Raw genomic sequence first — 15,639 nt, 5'->3', positions numbered from 1 at the left:
GGGGGTTGCATGCTCAGTCGTCAATTAGAAGTATCACTACGTTTGGCTGTTAGCATGGCTCGTCAAAAGAGACATGAGTTTCTGACAGTAGAACATTTATTATTGGCTTTACTCGACAACGATTCTGCCGTGAATGCCCTTAAAGCATGCGGTGCAGACATTATTGTGCTGCGTAAAGAACTTGAAGAATACGTAGAACAACACACTCCAAAACTCGGCGAAAATAACGATCAGGCACCTCATCCGACTGAAAGTTTTGACCGGATCCTGCAGCGTGCCATTTTCCATGTACAGTCAAGTGGTGGAGACCGTACGGTAGAAGGTGCGGACATTCTAGTTGCGATGTACTCAGAGCGTGATTCGTTTGCAGTGTATCTGCTGAAACGTCATCAGATTAACCGTTTAACCTTGACTCAATATTTGTCGCATGGCACCCGCAAGGAAGAAGTGCAGAACGAAGAAGAAATTGAGGAACTGGACGGCGAAACCGGTTCATCGAATGCTCCAGGTCCACTGGATCTTTACACCACTAACCTGAATCACGAAGCGCAAAAAGGTAAAACTGATCCATTGATTGGCCGTGAAAAAGAAATTGAGCGTGCTGCACAAATTCTTTGTCGTCGCCGTAAAAATAATCCGTTGCTGGTCGGTGATCCGGGTGTGGGTAAAACATCGATTGCTGAAGGTCTGGCTTGGCTGATTGTCAATGGTAAAGCGCCTAAACCATTAGAAAACGCCGAAATCTATAGTCTGGATATCGGTGCACTGGTGGCAGGAACCAAATACCGTGGTGACTTCGAAAAACGTCTAAAACAACTTCTCAATGCCTTGAAGAAAAAACCGGATGCGGTGCTGTTCATTGATGAGATTCATATGATCATCGGTGCAGGTTCCAGCATGGGTAGTACCATGGATGCTTCGAACCTGATTAAGCCAGCACTGGCAAATGGTTCATTGCGTTGCATAGGTTCGACCACATTCCAGGAATACCGTCAGGTCTTTGAAAAAGATCATGCTTTATCGCGCCGTTTCCAGAAAATTGATGTGAATGAGCCTTCTATTTCTGAAACTATTGATATTTTACGTGGTCTGAAATCTAAGTTTGAAGATTTCCATCATGTTCAATATGAAGATCAGGCTTTGGTATCAGCGGTAGAACTGTCAGCGAAGTTTATTAATGACCGTTTCTTGCCAGATAAAGCCATTGATGTGATCGATGAAGCGGGTGCGCAACGCCGTTTAAAAGCCGAGCAAGACGATAGCATGATTACGGTAGAAAATATCGAAGACATCGTGTCGAAAATTGCCCGTATTCCACCAAAAACAGTTTCTAAAGATGACAAGACTGTATTAGAAAATCTTGAGCGTGATTTGAAACGTGTGGTCTTCGGTCAGGATGAAGCCATTGAAGCACTCGGTTCGGCAATCAAGCTGTCTCGGGCAGGCCTGAAATCTCCAGATAAGCCAGTCGGTAGTTTTGTCTTTGCCGGTCCAACGGGTGTCGGTAAAACTGAAGTCACCAAGCAATTGGCGAAACTGATGGGCGTGGAGCTGGTTCGCTTCGATATGTCTGAATATATGGAACGTCATGCGGTATCCCGTCTGATTGGTGCACCTCCAGGCTATGTTGGTTTTGACCAAGGTGGTTTGTTGACCGATGCGATTCACAAGAATCCGCATTGTGTATTGCTACTGGATGAAATCGAAAAGGCACATCCGGATGTATTTAACCTGTTGCTGCAAATTATGGATCATGGCTCATTGACCGATAACAACGGTCGTAAGTCAGACTTCCGTAATGTGGTGCTTGTACTGACCACCAATATTGGCGCTGAAAGCATTTCACGTGTCAGTATCGGTTTCATGGAACAAGACAACAGCAATGATAACCAGGAAGCGATGAAAAAAGCATTCTCACCTGAATTCCGTAACCGTCTCGATGGCGTGATCCAGTTCAAGGCCTTGCCAAGCACGATCATTGAAAATGTAGTCGACAAGTTCTTAACCGAGTTGCAGGCACAGCTAGATGAGAAGAAAGTTATTCTGGAAGTGGATCAGAGTGCACGTGAATGGATGGCTGAAAATGGTTACGATCGATTGATGGGTGCGCGTCCAATGCAGCGTCTGATTCAGGAACATCTGAAAAAACCATTGGCAGAAATGATTCTGTTTGGTGAGCTGGCAGATAATGGTGGTAATGTTGCTGTATCTGTGAAGAAAGAAAATGGCAAAGCTGTAGGCTTGAAACTTGAAGTGTTTGAAGATCAGACTGCCGAACCAGCCTAACTTCTACTCATCGTAAAATAACCCGTGCCTGCACGGGTTATTTTATTTCTTTATTGCTATGATCTGATCAAGATTTATTGCCTGGCTAAGATTTAACAAGATATGGAATTTCAGTTCACTAAACTTATTACGACTTTTTTTCTGTTCCTGGTCACGGCGGTGATGGAAATTCTAGGCTGTTATTTTCCTTATCTGATTTTAAATCAGGGAAGAAGTCACTGGTTATGGATTCCGACAGCTCTGGCTTTGGCAGCTTTTGTCTGGCTATTAACTTTGCATCCAGCTGCTTCAGGCCGGATCTATGCAGCTTATGGTGGTATCTATATCTTTACTGCTTTGATGTGGTTGCGTTTTGTAGATCAGATCAGCCTGTCTCGATGGGATTTGCTTGGTGGTGCAGTGGTGATATTTGGGGCGCTGATTATTATCATACAACCCCAAGGTTTAATCCGTTGATTTACTTCCTGTAGAAACTTAGTTCCCTTTACAGTCCTTCTGCGATATTTCAACGTCATAAGACCGAGTAGTGGAACTCAGCTCTAGCATTACTTTATAAGGATTTTCTAACTGATAACGGTGCTCAAAGAAAATACCGCAGTTCTGTAATAAGTTTTTGCGGATAAGCTGAGTCACTTCCTTAGGACCTAGATCTTTTTCAAACTGGGCAAAGTCTGGAGTAATAATTAAACCTTTTAATTCGGTTTTATTAGCAGTGAGTTTCAGTTGTTCAATAATTGTGTTGTGATCAATTTGCAGGGGCAAAGTTTTAGAATCTTCCGCACTTAATACAGCCAGCATTTCATTGAGTTCTGCTTTTTTCTTGATTTTAAATTTTGAATCAATGATCTGTTGCTGTTGCAGGTATTGATCAAATTCGGAAGCATAAACCTGACTACTAAGAAAACTAATGCCAAGGGTTAAAGCAGTGAATAGATTTATTTTATATTTCATTTAAGGCCACAAATTATTACTGTGTTTTACGGATTATAAGAGCATGAATAAGATCTGTACGCAACTCTACCTTGGTTAATTCTCCTGCATCCTCAGATTTCTTCTTTTTGCTTATTTTTAAATATTAAAGTTTTAACGATCTTTTATGTGAAAAATCTATTAATAATTACACTTTATTTTTTGTGTGGGATTTCATCTAGGTTTATAGTCTTACACCTCCTCACGCAGCATACCGGTAAGTACGTAGGGTGCATGCAAAAAAATATCTAAGTTTAAAGGTATAAAATATTAACCTATAAACAAGAAACTTCAATGATTTAAAAATAAGGATGTCATATTTTGAGTCAAGCTTATTCCAAGCAGGAAAAAAACAGTCGTATTAAAGGAATTGTCGGGGCAGCCTCCGGTAACCTAGTCGAATGGTTCGATTTTTATATCTATGCTGTATTTGCGGTTTATTTTACCAAGGCACTCACTGCACCAAATATGGACAGTTCAACTCAGGCAATTTATGTCTGGGGTGTATTTGCTGCCAGCTTCTTTATGCGCCCTATAGGTAGCTGGCTATTTGGCCGTATTGCCGATAAATATGGCCGTAAAAAATCCATGGTCATTTCGATCTGTTTAATGGCCATCAGTTCATTCCTATTCGCAGCTTTACCAACTTATGAGCAGGTGGGTATGGCAGCACCATTCTTGCTGCTGCTGGTGCGTCTGTTACAGGGCTTATCAGTCGGTGGTGAATATGGCGCTGTTGCGACCTATATGAGTGAGCTGGGTTTAAAAGGTCAGCGTGGATTTTTCTCATCTTTCCAATATGTGACCTTGACCGGTGGTCAGTTGCTGGCAAGTTTACTCGGGGTTATTTTCCTGGGCTTTATGAGCGAACAACAGTTACTTGATGGTGGCTGGCGTATCCCGTTTGTGATTGGTGGTATTGCGGCAATTGTTTCTTTATTGGCACGTAGCCGTCTTGAAGAAACGCTATCTACGGAAGATAGTGATAAGGAAGATTCAGGTACACTTAAAGAATTGTTCAAGAACCATTGGAAAACATTCTTGCTGGTGGTTGGCTATACTTCAGCGGGTTCACTAAGCTTCTATGTAATTACGGTTTATTCAAAAACCTATTTAACCAATATCGGTATTGATCCAAAGACTGTCGGATTTATTATGACGGCCTGTATCTTTATATTGATGATTGCACAGCCAGTTTTTGGTGCTTTATCGGATCGAATTGGTCGTCGTACTTGTATGCTGCTGTTTAGTGGATTGATGGCGATTGCGATTTATCCGGTCATGGCGGTCGGTATGCGAGTCTTCAGTGATACCCCAGTGATCGTTGCATTATTGCTGATTTTCCTGATGATGTTACTGAGCCTCTATACCTCGATTGGCGGTATCGTAAAAGCAGAAATGTTCCCGCCACATGTACGAGCTTTAGGAGTAGGTTTCTCTTATGCAGTGGGTAATGCCGTCTTTGGTGGTTCAGCACCTTCGGTCGCATTACAGTTTAAATCAGCAGGTGTTGAAAATACCTTCTTCGTGTATGTCATTGTGATGCTGATTGTATGTTTCTTCTGTAGCTGGCAATTACCGAAAGAACCAAAATATTTAAAAGATGATCATTAATCTTTGAGCAATAAAAAAGCACCAAATTCGGTGCTTTTTTATTAAAAGAACACTTAGTCTTTTTTCAGATTTTCATTAATCAGAAATTCAACCAATGCTTTCTGAGCATGTAGACGGTTTTCAGCTTCATCCCAAACCACGGCATTTTTGTGATCCAGCATATTTTCTGAAATTTCTTCGCCACGGTGTGCTGGCAAACAGTGCATAAACAGGCAGTCGGGGTGAGCCAGATCCATCAAGCGCTCATTGACCTGATAATCAGCAAATGCTTTTTCACGGATTTTCTGTTCTTCTTCCTGTCCCATACTTGCCCAAACGTCAGTCACGATCAGGTCAGCATTGACTGCTGCATCTTCAGCTGAGTCAACCAGCTCTACACAGTGTGCAAATTCAGACAGGAATTTTTCTTGTGGCTCATAACCTTTAGGCGCAGCAATTTTCAGCTTAAAGCCCCACATATGCGCAGCTTCAATATATGAATTACACATATTGTTGCCATCACCGATCCACGCCACAGTTTTACCTTCGATTGGACCACGATGTTCCAGGTAAGTCTGCATGTCAGCAAGCAGCTGGCAAGGATGGTGGTCATCAGTCAGAGCGTTAATCACGGGTACTTTTGAATAAGAAGCAAAACGTTCAACGATGTCATGACCAAAAGTACGGATCATCACTACATCAAGCATGCTTGAAATAACACGTGCAGAATCTTCGATAGGTTCGCCACGGCCCAATTGAGTATCACGTGAAGACAGGAAAATTGCGCTGCCGCCGAATTGGGTCATGCCAGCTTCAAACGAAACACGCGTGCGGGTACTGGATTTCTCAAAAATCATTCCCATAACTTTACCAACAAACGGTTGGAAAACTTCATTGTTATGCTGTTTGCGCTTGAGCTCGATGGCGCGTTGCAGTATCTGGTTAAGTTCTAAAGTCGATAGATCGCGTAAAGTCAGAAAGTGACGGAGAGCCATTCGTTACTCCACAATAATTGCTGAAAAACTGGTTCAACAATTAGTTGTTGGTTAGTTAAAAAAATACGGAATCGGCTAATATACTATATGAATAGGAAATTGCAAAAAAACTAGACTTTTTGATGACCGTCCAGGAAACGATCGACACAATAATTCACATATTCGACAGTTTCCTGATCAGTTTCATCGCTTGGCAAACCCATTAAAATGCGCCATTACATATTTCTTAAAATACCGAAATATAATTGTGCAGAAAATAATGGATTTGGACAGCTGAGCAGACCTTTGGCATGTGCCTGTGACAAAACTTCAGCAATAGAGTGCTGGATATGTTTTGGCCCCTGTTCATGAATATGTCGAGCAATATCCAGATTGCGTCCACTTTGTTCCAGCACCAGCCGCATAAATGCGGCATTTTCCGGCTGTTTGATATGTTGGTAGAAGTTCAGCAAGGTCTGAATCAAATAGCTTCTAAAGTCTTTAGAACTGTTTAAAGAAAAGGGGAGACAAATATCTTTAAAGAACTGGGTACGGCGATAATCACAAATCGACTTAAACAGGCCTTCTTTATTGCCAAAGTATTTATAAATAGATGCCTTGGAGCCACCGGCATGATTGACAATATCATCCAGTGATACAGCATCATAACCATGTTCCAGGAACAGCTCTGTTGCACTGATCAAAAGGGCGAGACAGCGCTCATGACCACGCTTGGTCTGTGGCACATCTTTGGCTAAGGGTTCCAGTTGAACGAGATCCTGCATATTGACGACTAAATCAGCACTTTTCGATTATTTCAGTTGCCATCATAACAAAGTTGTGCGCACATTTCATGGAGACTGCTGTATCTATTATCTCGACTAAGATTTATGCTAAATCTATCCGCATTATTTGACTAAAGTTTTAGAGTTTTTATTCTATCAGGCCATGGATTGAGCGTTTTGAATAGGTATACTCGAACTTCAATAATTATAGCCAACACTGTGGAAAGGGAAGATGACACAACAAATGTCTGCAGGTTTAAAGTTTAGAGAAGCATTAGAAACTGAGAAACCACTACAAATCATTGGAACCGTAAATGCCTATGCAGCCATGATGGCGAAACAGGTCGGTTATAAAGCCCTTTATGTCTCTGGTGCCGGTGTGGCCAATTATTCTTATGGATTGCCTGACCTGGGTATGACCAGTCTTGATAATGTCCTTGAAGATGTACGCCGTATTACTGAACGTGTGGATACGCCATTACTGGTAGATATTGATACAGGCTGGGGTGGTGCATTTAATATTGCTCGTAGCATTAAGCAGATGATTGCAGCTGGCGCAGCAGCAGTACATATTGAAGACCAGGTAGCACAAAAGCGTTGCGGCCACCGTCCAAATAAAGAAATCGTATCGCAACAGGAAATGGTAGACCGGATCAAGGCGGCAGTGGATGCCAAAACGGATTCTAACTTTGTGGTCATGGCACGTACCGATGCCTTGCAAAAAGAAGGCTTACAGGCTGTGATTGATCGTGCTTGCGCCTGTGTAGAAGCGGGTGCGGATGCGATCTTTGCTGAGGCAATGACGGACATCACCATGTATAGAACAGTCTGCGATGCGGTGGGTGTACCTGTTTTGGCAAATATCACCGAATTTGGTGATACACCGTATTACACCACCGAAGAACTGGCTGAGCAGGGCATTCGTATGGTGCTATATCCACTGTCAGCTACCCGTGCAATGCAAAAGGCGGCTTTAGAAGTGATGCAGTCGATCCGTCAAAACGGTACTCAGGTAAATGTACTGGACAAAATGCAACAACGAAAAGAACTCTACGAATTTTTAGATTATCACAGCTTCGAAGACACATTAGATAAACTGTTTAAGCAGGAGAATTAAAACAATGGCTGAAGGAAAAGTACTCACTGGCGCAGGATTGCGTGGACAAGTCGCAGGGAAAACGGCACTTTCAACAGTAGGCAAAAGCGGTGCAGGACTGACATATCGTGGTTACGATGTGCAGGATCTGGCAGAACACTGCCAGTTTGAAGAAGTAGCCTATCTGATTTTCTTTGGTGAATTGCCAACTGCCGAGCAGCTTGCAGCTTATAAGGCAAAACTTAAGTCATTACGTCGCCTTCCGCAAGCACTGAAAGAAGTGCTGGAACGCATTCCGGCGGACTCGCATCCAATGGATGTGATGCGTACCGGCGTCTCCATGCTGGGTAATCTGGAAACAGAAAAGTCTTTTGCTGAACAGCAGGATGTAGCGGATCGTATTCTGGCAACGCTACCCGCGATTATCTGTTACTGGTATCGCTATAGCCATGACGGCATCCGTATTGATGAAAATACCGATGATGATTCAATCGGTGCTCAATTCCTGCACTTACTGCGTGGTGAAAAGCCAAATGCGCTGCATGAGCAGGTGATGAATGTATCACTGATTCTATATGCAGAGCATGAATTCAATGCTTCAACTTTCACCGCACGCGTATGTGCATCGACATTGTCTGATTTGCATTCTTGTATTACCGGTGCGATTGGCTCACTACGTGGTCCCCTGCATGGTGGTGCCAATGAAGCCGCGATGGATATGATTGAAAACTGGACGTCGCCAGAAGAAGCTGAGCGTGAAATGCTGGGTATGCTGGAACGTAAAGAAAAGATCATGGGCTTCGGTCATGCAATCTACAAAGACAATGATCCGCGTAACGGTATTATCAAGCAGTGGTCAGAGAAGCTGGCGAAAGATGTAGGCGACACCGTACTTTATCCAGTCTCAGTCCGTTGTGAAGAAGTCATGTGGCGTGAGAAGAAATTATTCTGTAATGCTGATTTCTTCCATGCATCTGCTTATCACTTCATGGGTATTCCAACCAAACTGTTTACACCGATCTTTGTGATGTCACGCGTTACCGGTTGGGCAGCGCATGTGATGGAACAGCGTGCAGATAACCGTATTATCCGTCCAAGCGCAGACTATACGGGTCCGGAACTACGTAAAGTGATTCCAATTGCTGAGCGCGGCGCTGTAGCAGTTTAAGTTACAGCTATTGTAAATAAAAAAATAAGGTCTCTCGTCAGACCTTATTTTTTTATAGGTTATATTTATTTAATCTTCATTTAATGGCTGAGCAGGGCGGGATCTTCAATGTGATACCCAGTTTCAAATTGAATGCCTAAATATTTTACAGTGACCAGTAATTTATCCTGTTTCGGAATTTTATAGATCTGATTTAACCTTAAATCGGGTTTATAGCTGATAGCCTGTTGTATTGGACTCTTATAGTGACCTGATTCAATCCGATATTGATAGGTCCATTTAGGTACGCTTTGTTTCGGATCATGCCATGCAGGTGCAGTGCCTTTTCTGGTCTTTAGTAACTTGAGCTGAATATTCTGCTTCGGAAGAGGAACTACCGGAGTCAAACGTTTCTTGATTTTGGCAATTTCCTGATCAAACTTCTTGCTATTCTGATCATAGTCAATTTTCTTGGTTTTAGGATTGATATATAGGGAATTGACCTGAATCAGCTGGTTTGGCATCTTGGATTTAAAATTATAATAATACAGTTGAGGCAGACGTCCACGCCCATCCAGATAATGGCGCAACAGATATAGTTTTTGGTCCTTGGCTTCATAACCCAAAACTTCAAGGTTTTGTGGGCCACCCACCGTCGCAAGGCTCAATGGACTAAGACAAATACCAAGTAAAAACAAACTAATATTGACTTTCATCATTATCCTCATCCACTAATTTTTTATAAAGACGCGAAATTAAGCAGTTTTGCTATCAATTAAATCCATCATTTGATCAGCAATCTGTTCCGTCAATATATCCAGGCGTTCCTCAGGTGTACCATCAATCAGATAGCGATAATCATAAGTTTGACCTTCATAGAAAACCGAAACAAAAAACGTTCCTACCGGCTTTTCTTTACATTCACTACCACCAGGTTTGAGCAAGCCGGTACACGCTACGATCAAATCGGCTTCTTGAAACAGCTTCTGGCCGGTAATCGCAAGCGCATTCGTCACTTCCGGGGATTCAGGTGAATATTTATCAATTAAATCCTGAGGTACCCCTAAGATTGACATTTTCAGATTGGCATCATAACAAACCAGTCCAACGAGTAAAATTTGTGCACCACATTCTTTATAAAGCGAAAACTGGCTGCTTAAATAGCCTGAGCTTGCACTTTCTACAAAAGCAACTTTCAGTTTTTTTTGTTCGAGTAAATCACAACATTCTTTTAACATGGCTATCATTTTTATTTGAGGGTGATGTATTCAATGTATAGACGAAATGCGGATTCTTCAATCACCCTTACGATTGTATACATTTATACAAAACATGCTGTTAAAAGCTAAATATGAGATACACATGTTCAAAATTCAGCGAATGAGTGTGTTTGACCAAGAGTTAAGCAAAATTTGCATTTAACGGTATCATCTAAGCTTAAACAGTGGTAAAAATAAAAATAAAGTGCTTGATGAAAGTAGGTTGTTACAATGAAAACTACAGTTAAATATGTAGTCCTGAAAAGTCTGGACTATCAGTTGGGTACCCCTTTATTTCAGGAAGAAATTGATGCGGATGCACAGTATTTTGATCAGATTCCTGCGATTATTACCTACCAGAATTTAAAACTAAAGGTGAAAAGCAAGGAGTTAAAACGTTTGCAATTACCCGATGAAAAAGAAGATACCCAAACGATTATTGTAAAAATGGTCGCGATTTAATTGATAATTTGAATAAGATTAAAAAACCTCTTTTTTAGAGGTTTTTTAATAAACTATTAGATAACAATATATTATAAAATATTTACTTGCTTATTTTTATTTATAATATTGTGTTTAATTAAATTGTTTATAATGCAGTAATTAATATCTTAAAAGGGTTACTTTATTTTGTTTTTGTTCCTCGCTTTAATCATATACTAATAATTAAAAATAAAATTTTCCTTAATTTTTAGGGGAATATCATGAAAAAACTTTTATCAGCAGTAATTCCTTTGGTTTTTATTTTTGGTCTTTCTGCATAATTGAATGTATTGATCAATCTTCAGATGGTTACAGATTGCGGAAACTATGTAGTAGCGCATGGGATTAACGATTCTGCTTATATACAAAATTATAATATGATGGAAAGCTATACTAATTGACTTAACTATATTTAGACTAGAATGATCGGTAATTTGGTCTTCGCCCCATACTTACCCCAATTGTTTAATCTTCTCAAAAATGACTTATATTTTAATTGAGTGTATAACCAATTTTTGATATTCCCTGTATAAAGTATTTAGAATCTTTATATAGGTTTTGATGTCTTGAAAAAATATTAAATCTAAGTTTTATAGTTAATAATTTTACGAATTATACATAAAATATTTATATTTTAAAAAATTAGAATTTTGCATTTTTTAAGATATAGATTTCATCTGCACATATTAGTAGCTATTCTTATTATTTACGAGATGCTTGGGTAAATAATGTAAGTGTAAAAATGGATTATCAATAGTTTAAATCAATTTATTTTACATTGAATTAGTCTGTAACAGGTTATGACTTGGAGTTTATGCAGAAGGCTGTAGAGTAAATACTGAACTCGTAAAGATCGGTTCATTAACTTATAAAGGAAAAAGGAGCGTCTCCAATGGCTAACCAAAACCAACAAAATCCGAACCAGAATCAGCAACAGCGTCAGCAAAATCAGCAAGACCAATGGCAAAATCCAAATCAACAGCAACAGCAACAGCCTAACCAGCAAAATCAACAGAACCCAAATCAACGTCAGCAAAATCAGCAGAACCAGCAAGATCAACAGAATCAGCAGGATCTGCAACAGCAACAGCAGCCTAATCAACAAGGTCAACAGCAAGATTCAACACAACAAGCTCATCAGCGTGATCAACAAAATCAACGCGGACAACAGCGCTAAGTATTGAAACTTGAAGAAAGCCGCTATAAGGCGGTTTTCTTTTGGGCTTCATAACTGAATTTAAGTTTGGAAGGACGTTGATGAAGAAAATGTATAATAAAGTACAATCCCAAAAATTATGCGCCTTATTTTTAAAGGTTATGTAAATAGATAATAGTTAATTAAATTTTTGGTCATTCTATAAATCAAAGAAGCTAAATTGATTGTAAATTAATCAATAAAAAATATATTAGTTTCATTTATTATTAGACTTGTTAAAGTTGGCCTGCATTGTAATAGGTGGACTTTGATAGGACAGTCTGATTTTTATTGATGAAATTTGAGCCTAAACCTCTACGATCCAGCGTGGATAAAAAGTATTTTCTGTTTCTTCAACGAAAATAATATTATCAACATGAAAATTTCGGATACCATCTCTGCGAATGTCATAACAAAAAAATTTCTCAGTCTTACCTTTACGACGATAACTATAAGGTTCCGCCTCGCGTGTTTCAATTGAACCGTCATCTTCTCGCGCAGTGATGATAATGGTATGCAAGTTACGTCCAGCTGAGGAAATTATTTCTTTGATATGCCGATTACTCATATTAACCTCGATATCAATATAAATATCGTATGAAATACAACTAATAAACTCATGTTTTAAAAATAATTCTAATCGGAGTTTTATTATGTAGTATCTCTAGAAGGTTATGGTTTTGTTGTGTATCCATCCCTTAATAAAATTTCTATTTTAATCAGCTATAAGATAACTGATTATCTTTGTTAGCTGACTTTCAAGAAAAATTTTATTTTTAAATCATTTGAATTATAGATTTAGGCTAAGAGAAGAAGTAGCGGATAGTTTTTTAAAACATTTTAAATTTTACTCTTCTTTCTTTTTAGTTACACAAATGATGATTGTTGACTATTGAATAACTTTAACCAATGTTTGAGCATAAGAATTTCTCATGATAATTATGAAGGGATCGCCATGAAAGATGAAGAAAAGCCTTTAAACTTTAATGATGATAATGAGCCTCTGGAATTTGATGACGAGGAATTTATTGATGATAAGAAGGAAGATGAATTATATAATGCAATTACTAAAGATGGTTCAAGTGTTGACCCGGCAGATGATGCTACGCGTCATACACGTCCGAAAGATGGTGATCCTATAGAAGTGGAAGAGTGAAACTAATTTTAATCCAATAAAGCCCAATTTTATTTGGGCTTTTAATTGTCTTTTAAAAAGTGTTAATAAAATATTTTTGCTCTATAAGTATTTAAATAAGTAAACTGAATGCTATTATGAGTACTTAATTTTTCTTATCTAATAAATTTTCTTTATTCTGAGGCTTGGCAATAAATTCGTCTTTCATTTCAATAAAAAAATCATTGGCTTCTTCATGACTACAGTGCAACCAGTCATAGCGCAATTCTTCTGGGATGACAATAATCGAACGCTTTTCATCGTCTGGACGGTGAAACTGTTTCATAAATGGATGTTTATCTGCGTTCATGGTCAACATTGAAAAAGATCTGATTCTCTTGCCATCAATATGGGCATCATCATAAATTGCAGCAACAGTAAAAGGGTTACCATCTGCATGTGAAATTCCAAACCAATGTGAATTTCCCTCTATATATTTAGGTTCATAGAACACATCTACAGGCACCAATGCAAATTGGTTTTTTACCCAGGCATGCCGAAAACTGGGTTTGCTGGCAACTGTTTCAGTACGTGCATTGTAGGTGTGACGACCAAATTTTAATTCTTTTGCCCAGGAAGGGATTAGTCCAAAATGGGCAATATCGAGTTCAAAATTTTCCGTGCCACGCATAATGATAGGAGCAGGTGCAAGTGGATAGACATGAGATTTAATTTCTAATTCTAGCTGCTCTTCATGAATGTCGAGTAAAGACAAGCGTTGTTTCGAAGGAAACTCATAGTTTGAGCACATAATTGACCTCTACATTCTAATTTTTATCTGTAATAAAAATTAAGATAAGATGAATATAGACACAAAACCACTTAAAAACGTAATTACACTTTTTGCAGGTTTGGAATAACTTTCCACTCAGTATTAAACATGAAATATAAATATTTTACTCTTTAAGAAATTGGTTATGTAATGCACTCAGACCTAGTATGCCGGATGCCTGTCATTTTATTTTTATTAGAATAAGAACATAATTAAACAGAAGTAATTTAAGTCATAATTAACCTGAATTGACCTTTTTGACAAAACTGTGGTGCAAGACAGTAGGTTAATTACAATGTTTACTTAACTGTATATTTTTTACCCAACACCATTTATCTTACCTACATTCAATTACATACAGAACATAAAATCATCAAAACTAAGTTGGAAGGCTACAATTTTGAATGATAGTTTAAGTTTAACTTTTTAGTATCTGAGGTGAACAATGAAATTGTTGACATTATTAGGTGTAGGTGTGGCTGCAAGCTGTTGCTATCAAGTTATTAAAAATAATCAGCCAATTCTCGCAAATCCGGATTTTGATGAGACAGTAAAGCGATTTTTATTAAAAGAGTTCTCGGCTTAATTGCTGGAACAATATTGTTAAGTAGATTCCTCAAATTTTCTTAGATTCAGGAAATTCTTAATGTGATGTAAATGATCTTATTTAATTTTTAATAAGATGATATTTAAATCAAGGCAGTTAAAAGAGGAAAATACTTAAACATTCCCATAAACTTATTCATAGGAAGAAAAATTATGCTAAACCTTATATTTTGTTTATTGGCTTTGAAGGGTGCAACTGAAATTGATCATCAGGTCCATGGGGGCGAGGTAGGTGACAATAACGATTGAGTCTAATTAAATAGACGCTCATAAAACCCGCTAGAGAGAAAATTTTATCTTTATCAATTAAGATTTTAGTTAAATATTTTATTGACAGTTTCTTAAATCTTGATTATTTTACTAGGTGTTCAAAAAGCTCCAAACTTGATTAAATATCGATTTTTATCCGCATCTTCCCCAAGGTGCGGTTTTTTTTATAAAAAATATTAATTTTTGCCTTTCCTAAGAAAAAAACGATGTTTTAAATACTCACTTAAATTTAATTTTTTCTAAATCTGCCGGGAAAAATATAAATAGGGCAAGAAACGTGTTTTCATTTATTTCTGTCGTTGAAAATACCTGCATGTACCCTGATAAATAAGATAGCAATCCAGATATTGCTTCTTATTTTATTATCAGAATCGATAATGAAGTCTCAGCTAGTTGATAAAATCAGGAGGGTGTTACGATGAGTAATTTCAGTTTATCACCACTATTCCGTCGGAGTATTGGTTTTGACCGCTTAAGTGATCTATTCGATTTTGCATTACAAAGCGATACGCCAAATTACCCCCACTATAATATTGAAAAAACAGGAGATAATAATTATCGTATTTCTATTGCAACTGCAGGATTTAATCAGGATCAACTCGAGATTAATTTGGAAAACAAGGTACTGACTATAACTGGTAAAGTAGTAGAAGAAAACGATCCAAACGTTGAATATTTATATAAGGGAATCGCAAGCCGTTCATTTAAGTTATCGTTACGCCTGGATGAACATGTAGAGGTTCAGCAGGCAGATTATGATAATAGTTTATTGACTATAGATCTGCAACAGAGAGTCCCTGATGAGGTGATGGCACGCTAGATTCCTATTGGTCGTAAAAATAATGAAAAGCTATGGGGAGAGTCGAAGACTCAATAATAAAAATAGTTTTTCTAATAAGAATAGAACAAATTTAAGCCACCTTAGGGGGGGTTATTACCTCCAGAACTAGGTTGCTGGTTTGATTATTTGTTGCAATAATTAAATTTCAGACTTATTTAATATGGATATATATTAGATCTCTTTCATAAA

16 protein-coding genes and 1 pseudogene are annotated in these 15,639 nt (G+C 38.4%); 10 read left to right on the top strand and 7 right to left on the bottom strand.

What is annotated here, in order from left to right:
• Positions 1-9: 9 nt before the first annotated feature.
• Positions 10-2,286, top strand: coding sequence for an ATP-dependent Clp protease ATP-binding subunit ClpA (gene clpA / locus BK820_RS07180; protein ID WP_071320521.1), 2,277 nt, complete (start codon positions 10-12; stop codon positions 2,284-2,286).
• Between the two features lie 102 nt (positions 2,287-2,388).
• Complete coding sequence (locus tag BK820_RS07175) at positions 2,389-2,742, top strand: YnfA family protein (protein ID WP_048881648.1); 354 nt, start codon at positions 2,389-2,391, stop codon at positions 2,740-2,742.
• Positions 2,743-2,760: 18 nt separating this feature from the next.
• Here BK820_RS07175 and BK820_RS07170 read toward each other — a convergent pair whose 3' ends face one another.
• Positions 2,761-3,237, bottom strand: a complete 477-nt coding sequence (locus tag BK820_RS07170; protein ID WP_071320520.1) for a hypothetical protein — start codon at positions 3,235-3,237, stop codon at positions 2,761-2,763.
• A gap of 339 nt (positions 3,238-3,576) precedes the next feature.
• Here BK820_RS07170 and BK820_RS07165 point away from each other — a divergent pair, with 339 nt between their 5' ends.
• Positions 3,577-4,869: an MFS transporter gene (locus BK820_RS07165; protein WP_071320519.1), complete on the top strand. Its 1,293-nt coding sequence runs from the start codon at positions 3,577-3,579 to the stop codon at positions 4,867-4,869.
• A gap of 53 nt (positions 4,870-4,922) precedes the next feature.
• Here the strand turns inward: BK820_RS07165 and argF are convergent, their stop codons facing one another.
• Together argF and BK820_RS07155 are read right to left on the bottom strand one after the other, a co-directional pair.
• Entirely contained in the window at positions 4,923-5,843 is a 921-nt protein-coding gene (argF, locus tag BK820_RS07160) for an ornithine carbamoyltransferase (RefSeq protein ID WP_004812788.1), read from the bottom strand.
• A gap of 110 nt (positions 5,844-5,953) precedes the next feature.
• Positions 5,954-6,607 (bottom strand): annotated as a pseudogene (locus BK820_RS07155) (TetR/AcrR family transcriptional regulator).
• A 232-nt stretch (positions 6,608-6,839) separates the two neighbouring features.
• Between BK820_RS07155 and prpB the strand changes: the two are divergent.
• Together prpB and prpC are read left to right on the top strand one after the other, a co-directional pair.
• Positions 6,840-7,724, top strand: coding sequence for a methylisocitrate lyase (gene prpB, locus BK820_RS07150; RefSeq protein ID WP_004810717.1), 885 nt, complete (start codon positions 6,840-6,842; stop codon positions 7,722-7,724).
• 4 nt (positions 7,725-7,728) lie between these two features.
• Positions 7,729-8,871 carry a bifunctional 2-methylcitrate synthase/citrate synthase gene (gene prpC, locus BK820_RS07145; RefSeq protein ID WP_004894563.1) on the top strand — a complete coding sequence of 381 codons (1,143 nt, stop codon included), beginning with the start codon at positions 7,729-7,731 and terminating at the stop codon, positions 8,869-8,871.
• Between the two features lie 80 nt (positions 8,872-8,951).
• Here the strand turns inward: prpC and BK820_RS07140 are convergent, their stop codons facing one another.
• Complete coding sequence (locus tag BK820_RS07140) at positions 8,952-9,566, bottom strand: hypothetical protein (protein ID WP_005221848.1); 615 nt, start codon at positions 9,564-9,566, stop codon at positions 8,952-8,954.
• 39 nt (positions 9,567-9,605) lie between these two features.
• Complete coding sequence (locus BK820_RS07135) at positions 9,606-10,088, bottom strand: CinA family protein (protein ID WP_005221849.1); 483 nt, start codon at positions 10,086-10,088, stop codon at positions 9,606-9,608.
• Positions 10,089-10,340: 252 nt separating this feature from the next.
• Between BK820_RS07135 and BK820_RS07130 the strand changes: the two genes are divergently transcribed.
• Both BK820_RS07130 and BK820_RS07125 read left to right on the top strand, forming a co-directional pair.
• Positions 10,341-10,571 (top strand): hypothetical protein, encoded by a 231-nt coding sequence (locus BK820_RS07130; RefSeq protein ID WP_004809153.1) that lies wholly within the window; start codon positions 10,341-10,343, stop codon positions 10,569-10,571.
• Between the two features lie 913 nt (positions 10,572-11,484).
• A complete protein-coding gene (locus BK820_RS07125) occupies positions 11,485-11,769 on the top strand; it encodes a hypothetical protein (protein WP_004809157.1) in 285 nt (94 codons plus the stop codon).
• 325 nt (positions 11,770-12,094) lie between these two features.
• On the opposite strand, the gene BK820_RS07120 is transcribed toward BK820_RS07125, so the two are convergent.
• Positions 12,095-12,355: a WYL domain-containing protein gene (locus BK820_RS07120; protein ID WP_048881641.1), complete on the bottom strand. Its 261-nt coding sequence runs from the start codon at positions 12,353-12,355 to the stop codon at positions 12,095-12,097.
• A 387-nt stretch (positions 12,356-12,742) separates the two neighbouring features.
• Between BK820_RS07120 and BK820_RS07115 the strand changes: the two genes are divergently transcribed.
• On the top strand, positions 12,743-12,943 hold the full coding sequence (locus BK820_RS07115; protein WP_071320518.1) for a hypothetical protein: 201 nt from the start codon (positions 12,743-12,745) through the stop codon (positions 12,941-12,943).
• A gap of 124 nt (positions 12,944-13,067) precedes the next feature.
• Here the strand turns inward: BK820_RS07115 and BK820_RS07110 are convergent, their stop codons facing one another.
• Entirely contained in the window at positions 13,068-13,712 is a 645-nt protein-coding gene (locus BK820_RS07110) for an SOS response-associated peptidase (RefSeq protein WP_048881640.1), read from the bottom strand.
• A gap of 466 nt (positions 13,713-14,178) precedes the next feature.
• Here BK820_RS07110 and BK820_RS15480 point away from each other — a divergent pair, with 466 nt between their 5' ends.
• Positions 14,179-14,319: a hypothetical protein gene (locus BK820_RS15480; RefSeq protein WP_004809164.1), complete on the top strand. Its 141-nt coding sequence runs from the start codon at positions 14,179-14,181 to the stop codon at positions 14,317-14,319.
• A gap of 708 nt (positions 14,320-15,027) precedes the next feature.
• Positions 15,028-15,429 carry an Hsp20 family protein gene (locus BK820_RS07105; RefSeq protein ID WP_071320517.1) on the top strand — a complete coding sequence of 134 codons (402 nt, stop codon included), beginning with the start codon at positions 15,028-15,030 and terminating at the stop codon, positions 15,427-15,429.
• Positions 15,430-15,639: the final 210 nt, after the last annotated feature.

The sequence above is a fragment of the Acinetobacter sp. LCT-H3 genome (assembly GCF_001866125.1).
GTDB classification, from domain to species: Bacteria; Pseudomonadota; Gammaproteobacteria; order Pseudomonadales; family Moraxellaceae; genus Acinetobacter; species Acinetobacter schindleri.
Note: the sequence above shows the minus strand (reverse complement) of the source record. Positions and strands in the feature narration are given on the sequence as shown.

Coding starts and splice junctions, on each gene's coding strand:
- clpA (WP_071320521.1), top strand. CDS start 10: ATGCTCAGTCGTCAATTAGAAGTATCACTACGTTTGGCTGTTAGCATG.
- BK820_RS07175 (WP_048881648.1), top strand. CDS start 2,389: ATGGAATTTCAGTTCACTAAACTTATTACGACTTTTTTTCTGTTCCTG.
- BK820_RS07170 (WP_071320520.1), bottom strand. CDS start 3,237: ATGAAATATAAAATAAATCTATTCACTGCTTTAACCCTTGGCATTAGT.
- argF (WP_004812788.1), bottom strand. CDS start 5,843: ATGGCTCTCCGTCACTTTCTGACTTTACGCGATCTATCGACTTTAGAA.
- prpB (WP_004810717.1), top strand. CDS start 6,840: ATGACACAACAAATGTCTGCAGGTTTAAAGTTTAGAGAAGCATTAGAA.
- prpC (WP_004894563.1), top strand. CDS start 7,729: ATGGCTGAAGGAAAAGTACTCACTGGCGCAGGATTGCGTGGACAAGTC.
- BK820_RS07140 (WP_005221848.1), bottom strand. CDS start 9,566: ATGAAAGTCAATATTAGTTTGTTTTTACTTGGTATTTGTCTTAGTCCA.
- BK820_RS07135 (WP_005221849.1), bottom strand. CDS start 10,088: ATGTTAAAAGAATGTTGTGATTTACTCGAACAAAAAAAACTGAAAGTT.
- BK820_RS07130 (WP_004809153.1), top strand. CDS start 10,341: ATGAAAACTACAGTTAAATATGTAGTCCTGAAAAGTCTGGACTATCAG.
- BK820_RS07125 (WP_004809157.1), top strand. CDS start 11,485: ATGGCTAACCAAAACCAACAAAATCCGAACCAGAATCAGCAACAGCGT.
- BK820_RS07120 (WP_048881641.1), bottom strand. CDS start 12,355: ATGAGTAATCGGCATATCAAAGAAATAATTTCCTCAGCTGGACGTAAC.
- BK820_RS07115 (WP_071320518.1), top strand. CDS start 12,743: ATGAAAGATGAAGAAAAGCCTTTAAACTTTAATGATGATAATGAGCCT.
- BK820_RS07110 (WP_048881640.1), bottom strand. CDS start 13,712: ATGTGCTCAAACTATGAGTTTCCTTCGAAACAACGCTTGTCTTTACTC.
- BK820_RS15480 (WP_004809164.1), top strand. CDS start 14,179: ATGAAATTGTTGACATTATTAGGTGTAGGTGTGGCTGCAAGCTGTTGC.
- BK820_RS07105 (WP_071320517.1), top strand. CDS start 15,028: ATGAGTAATTTCAGTTTATCACCACTATTCCGTCGGAGTATTGGTTTT.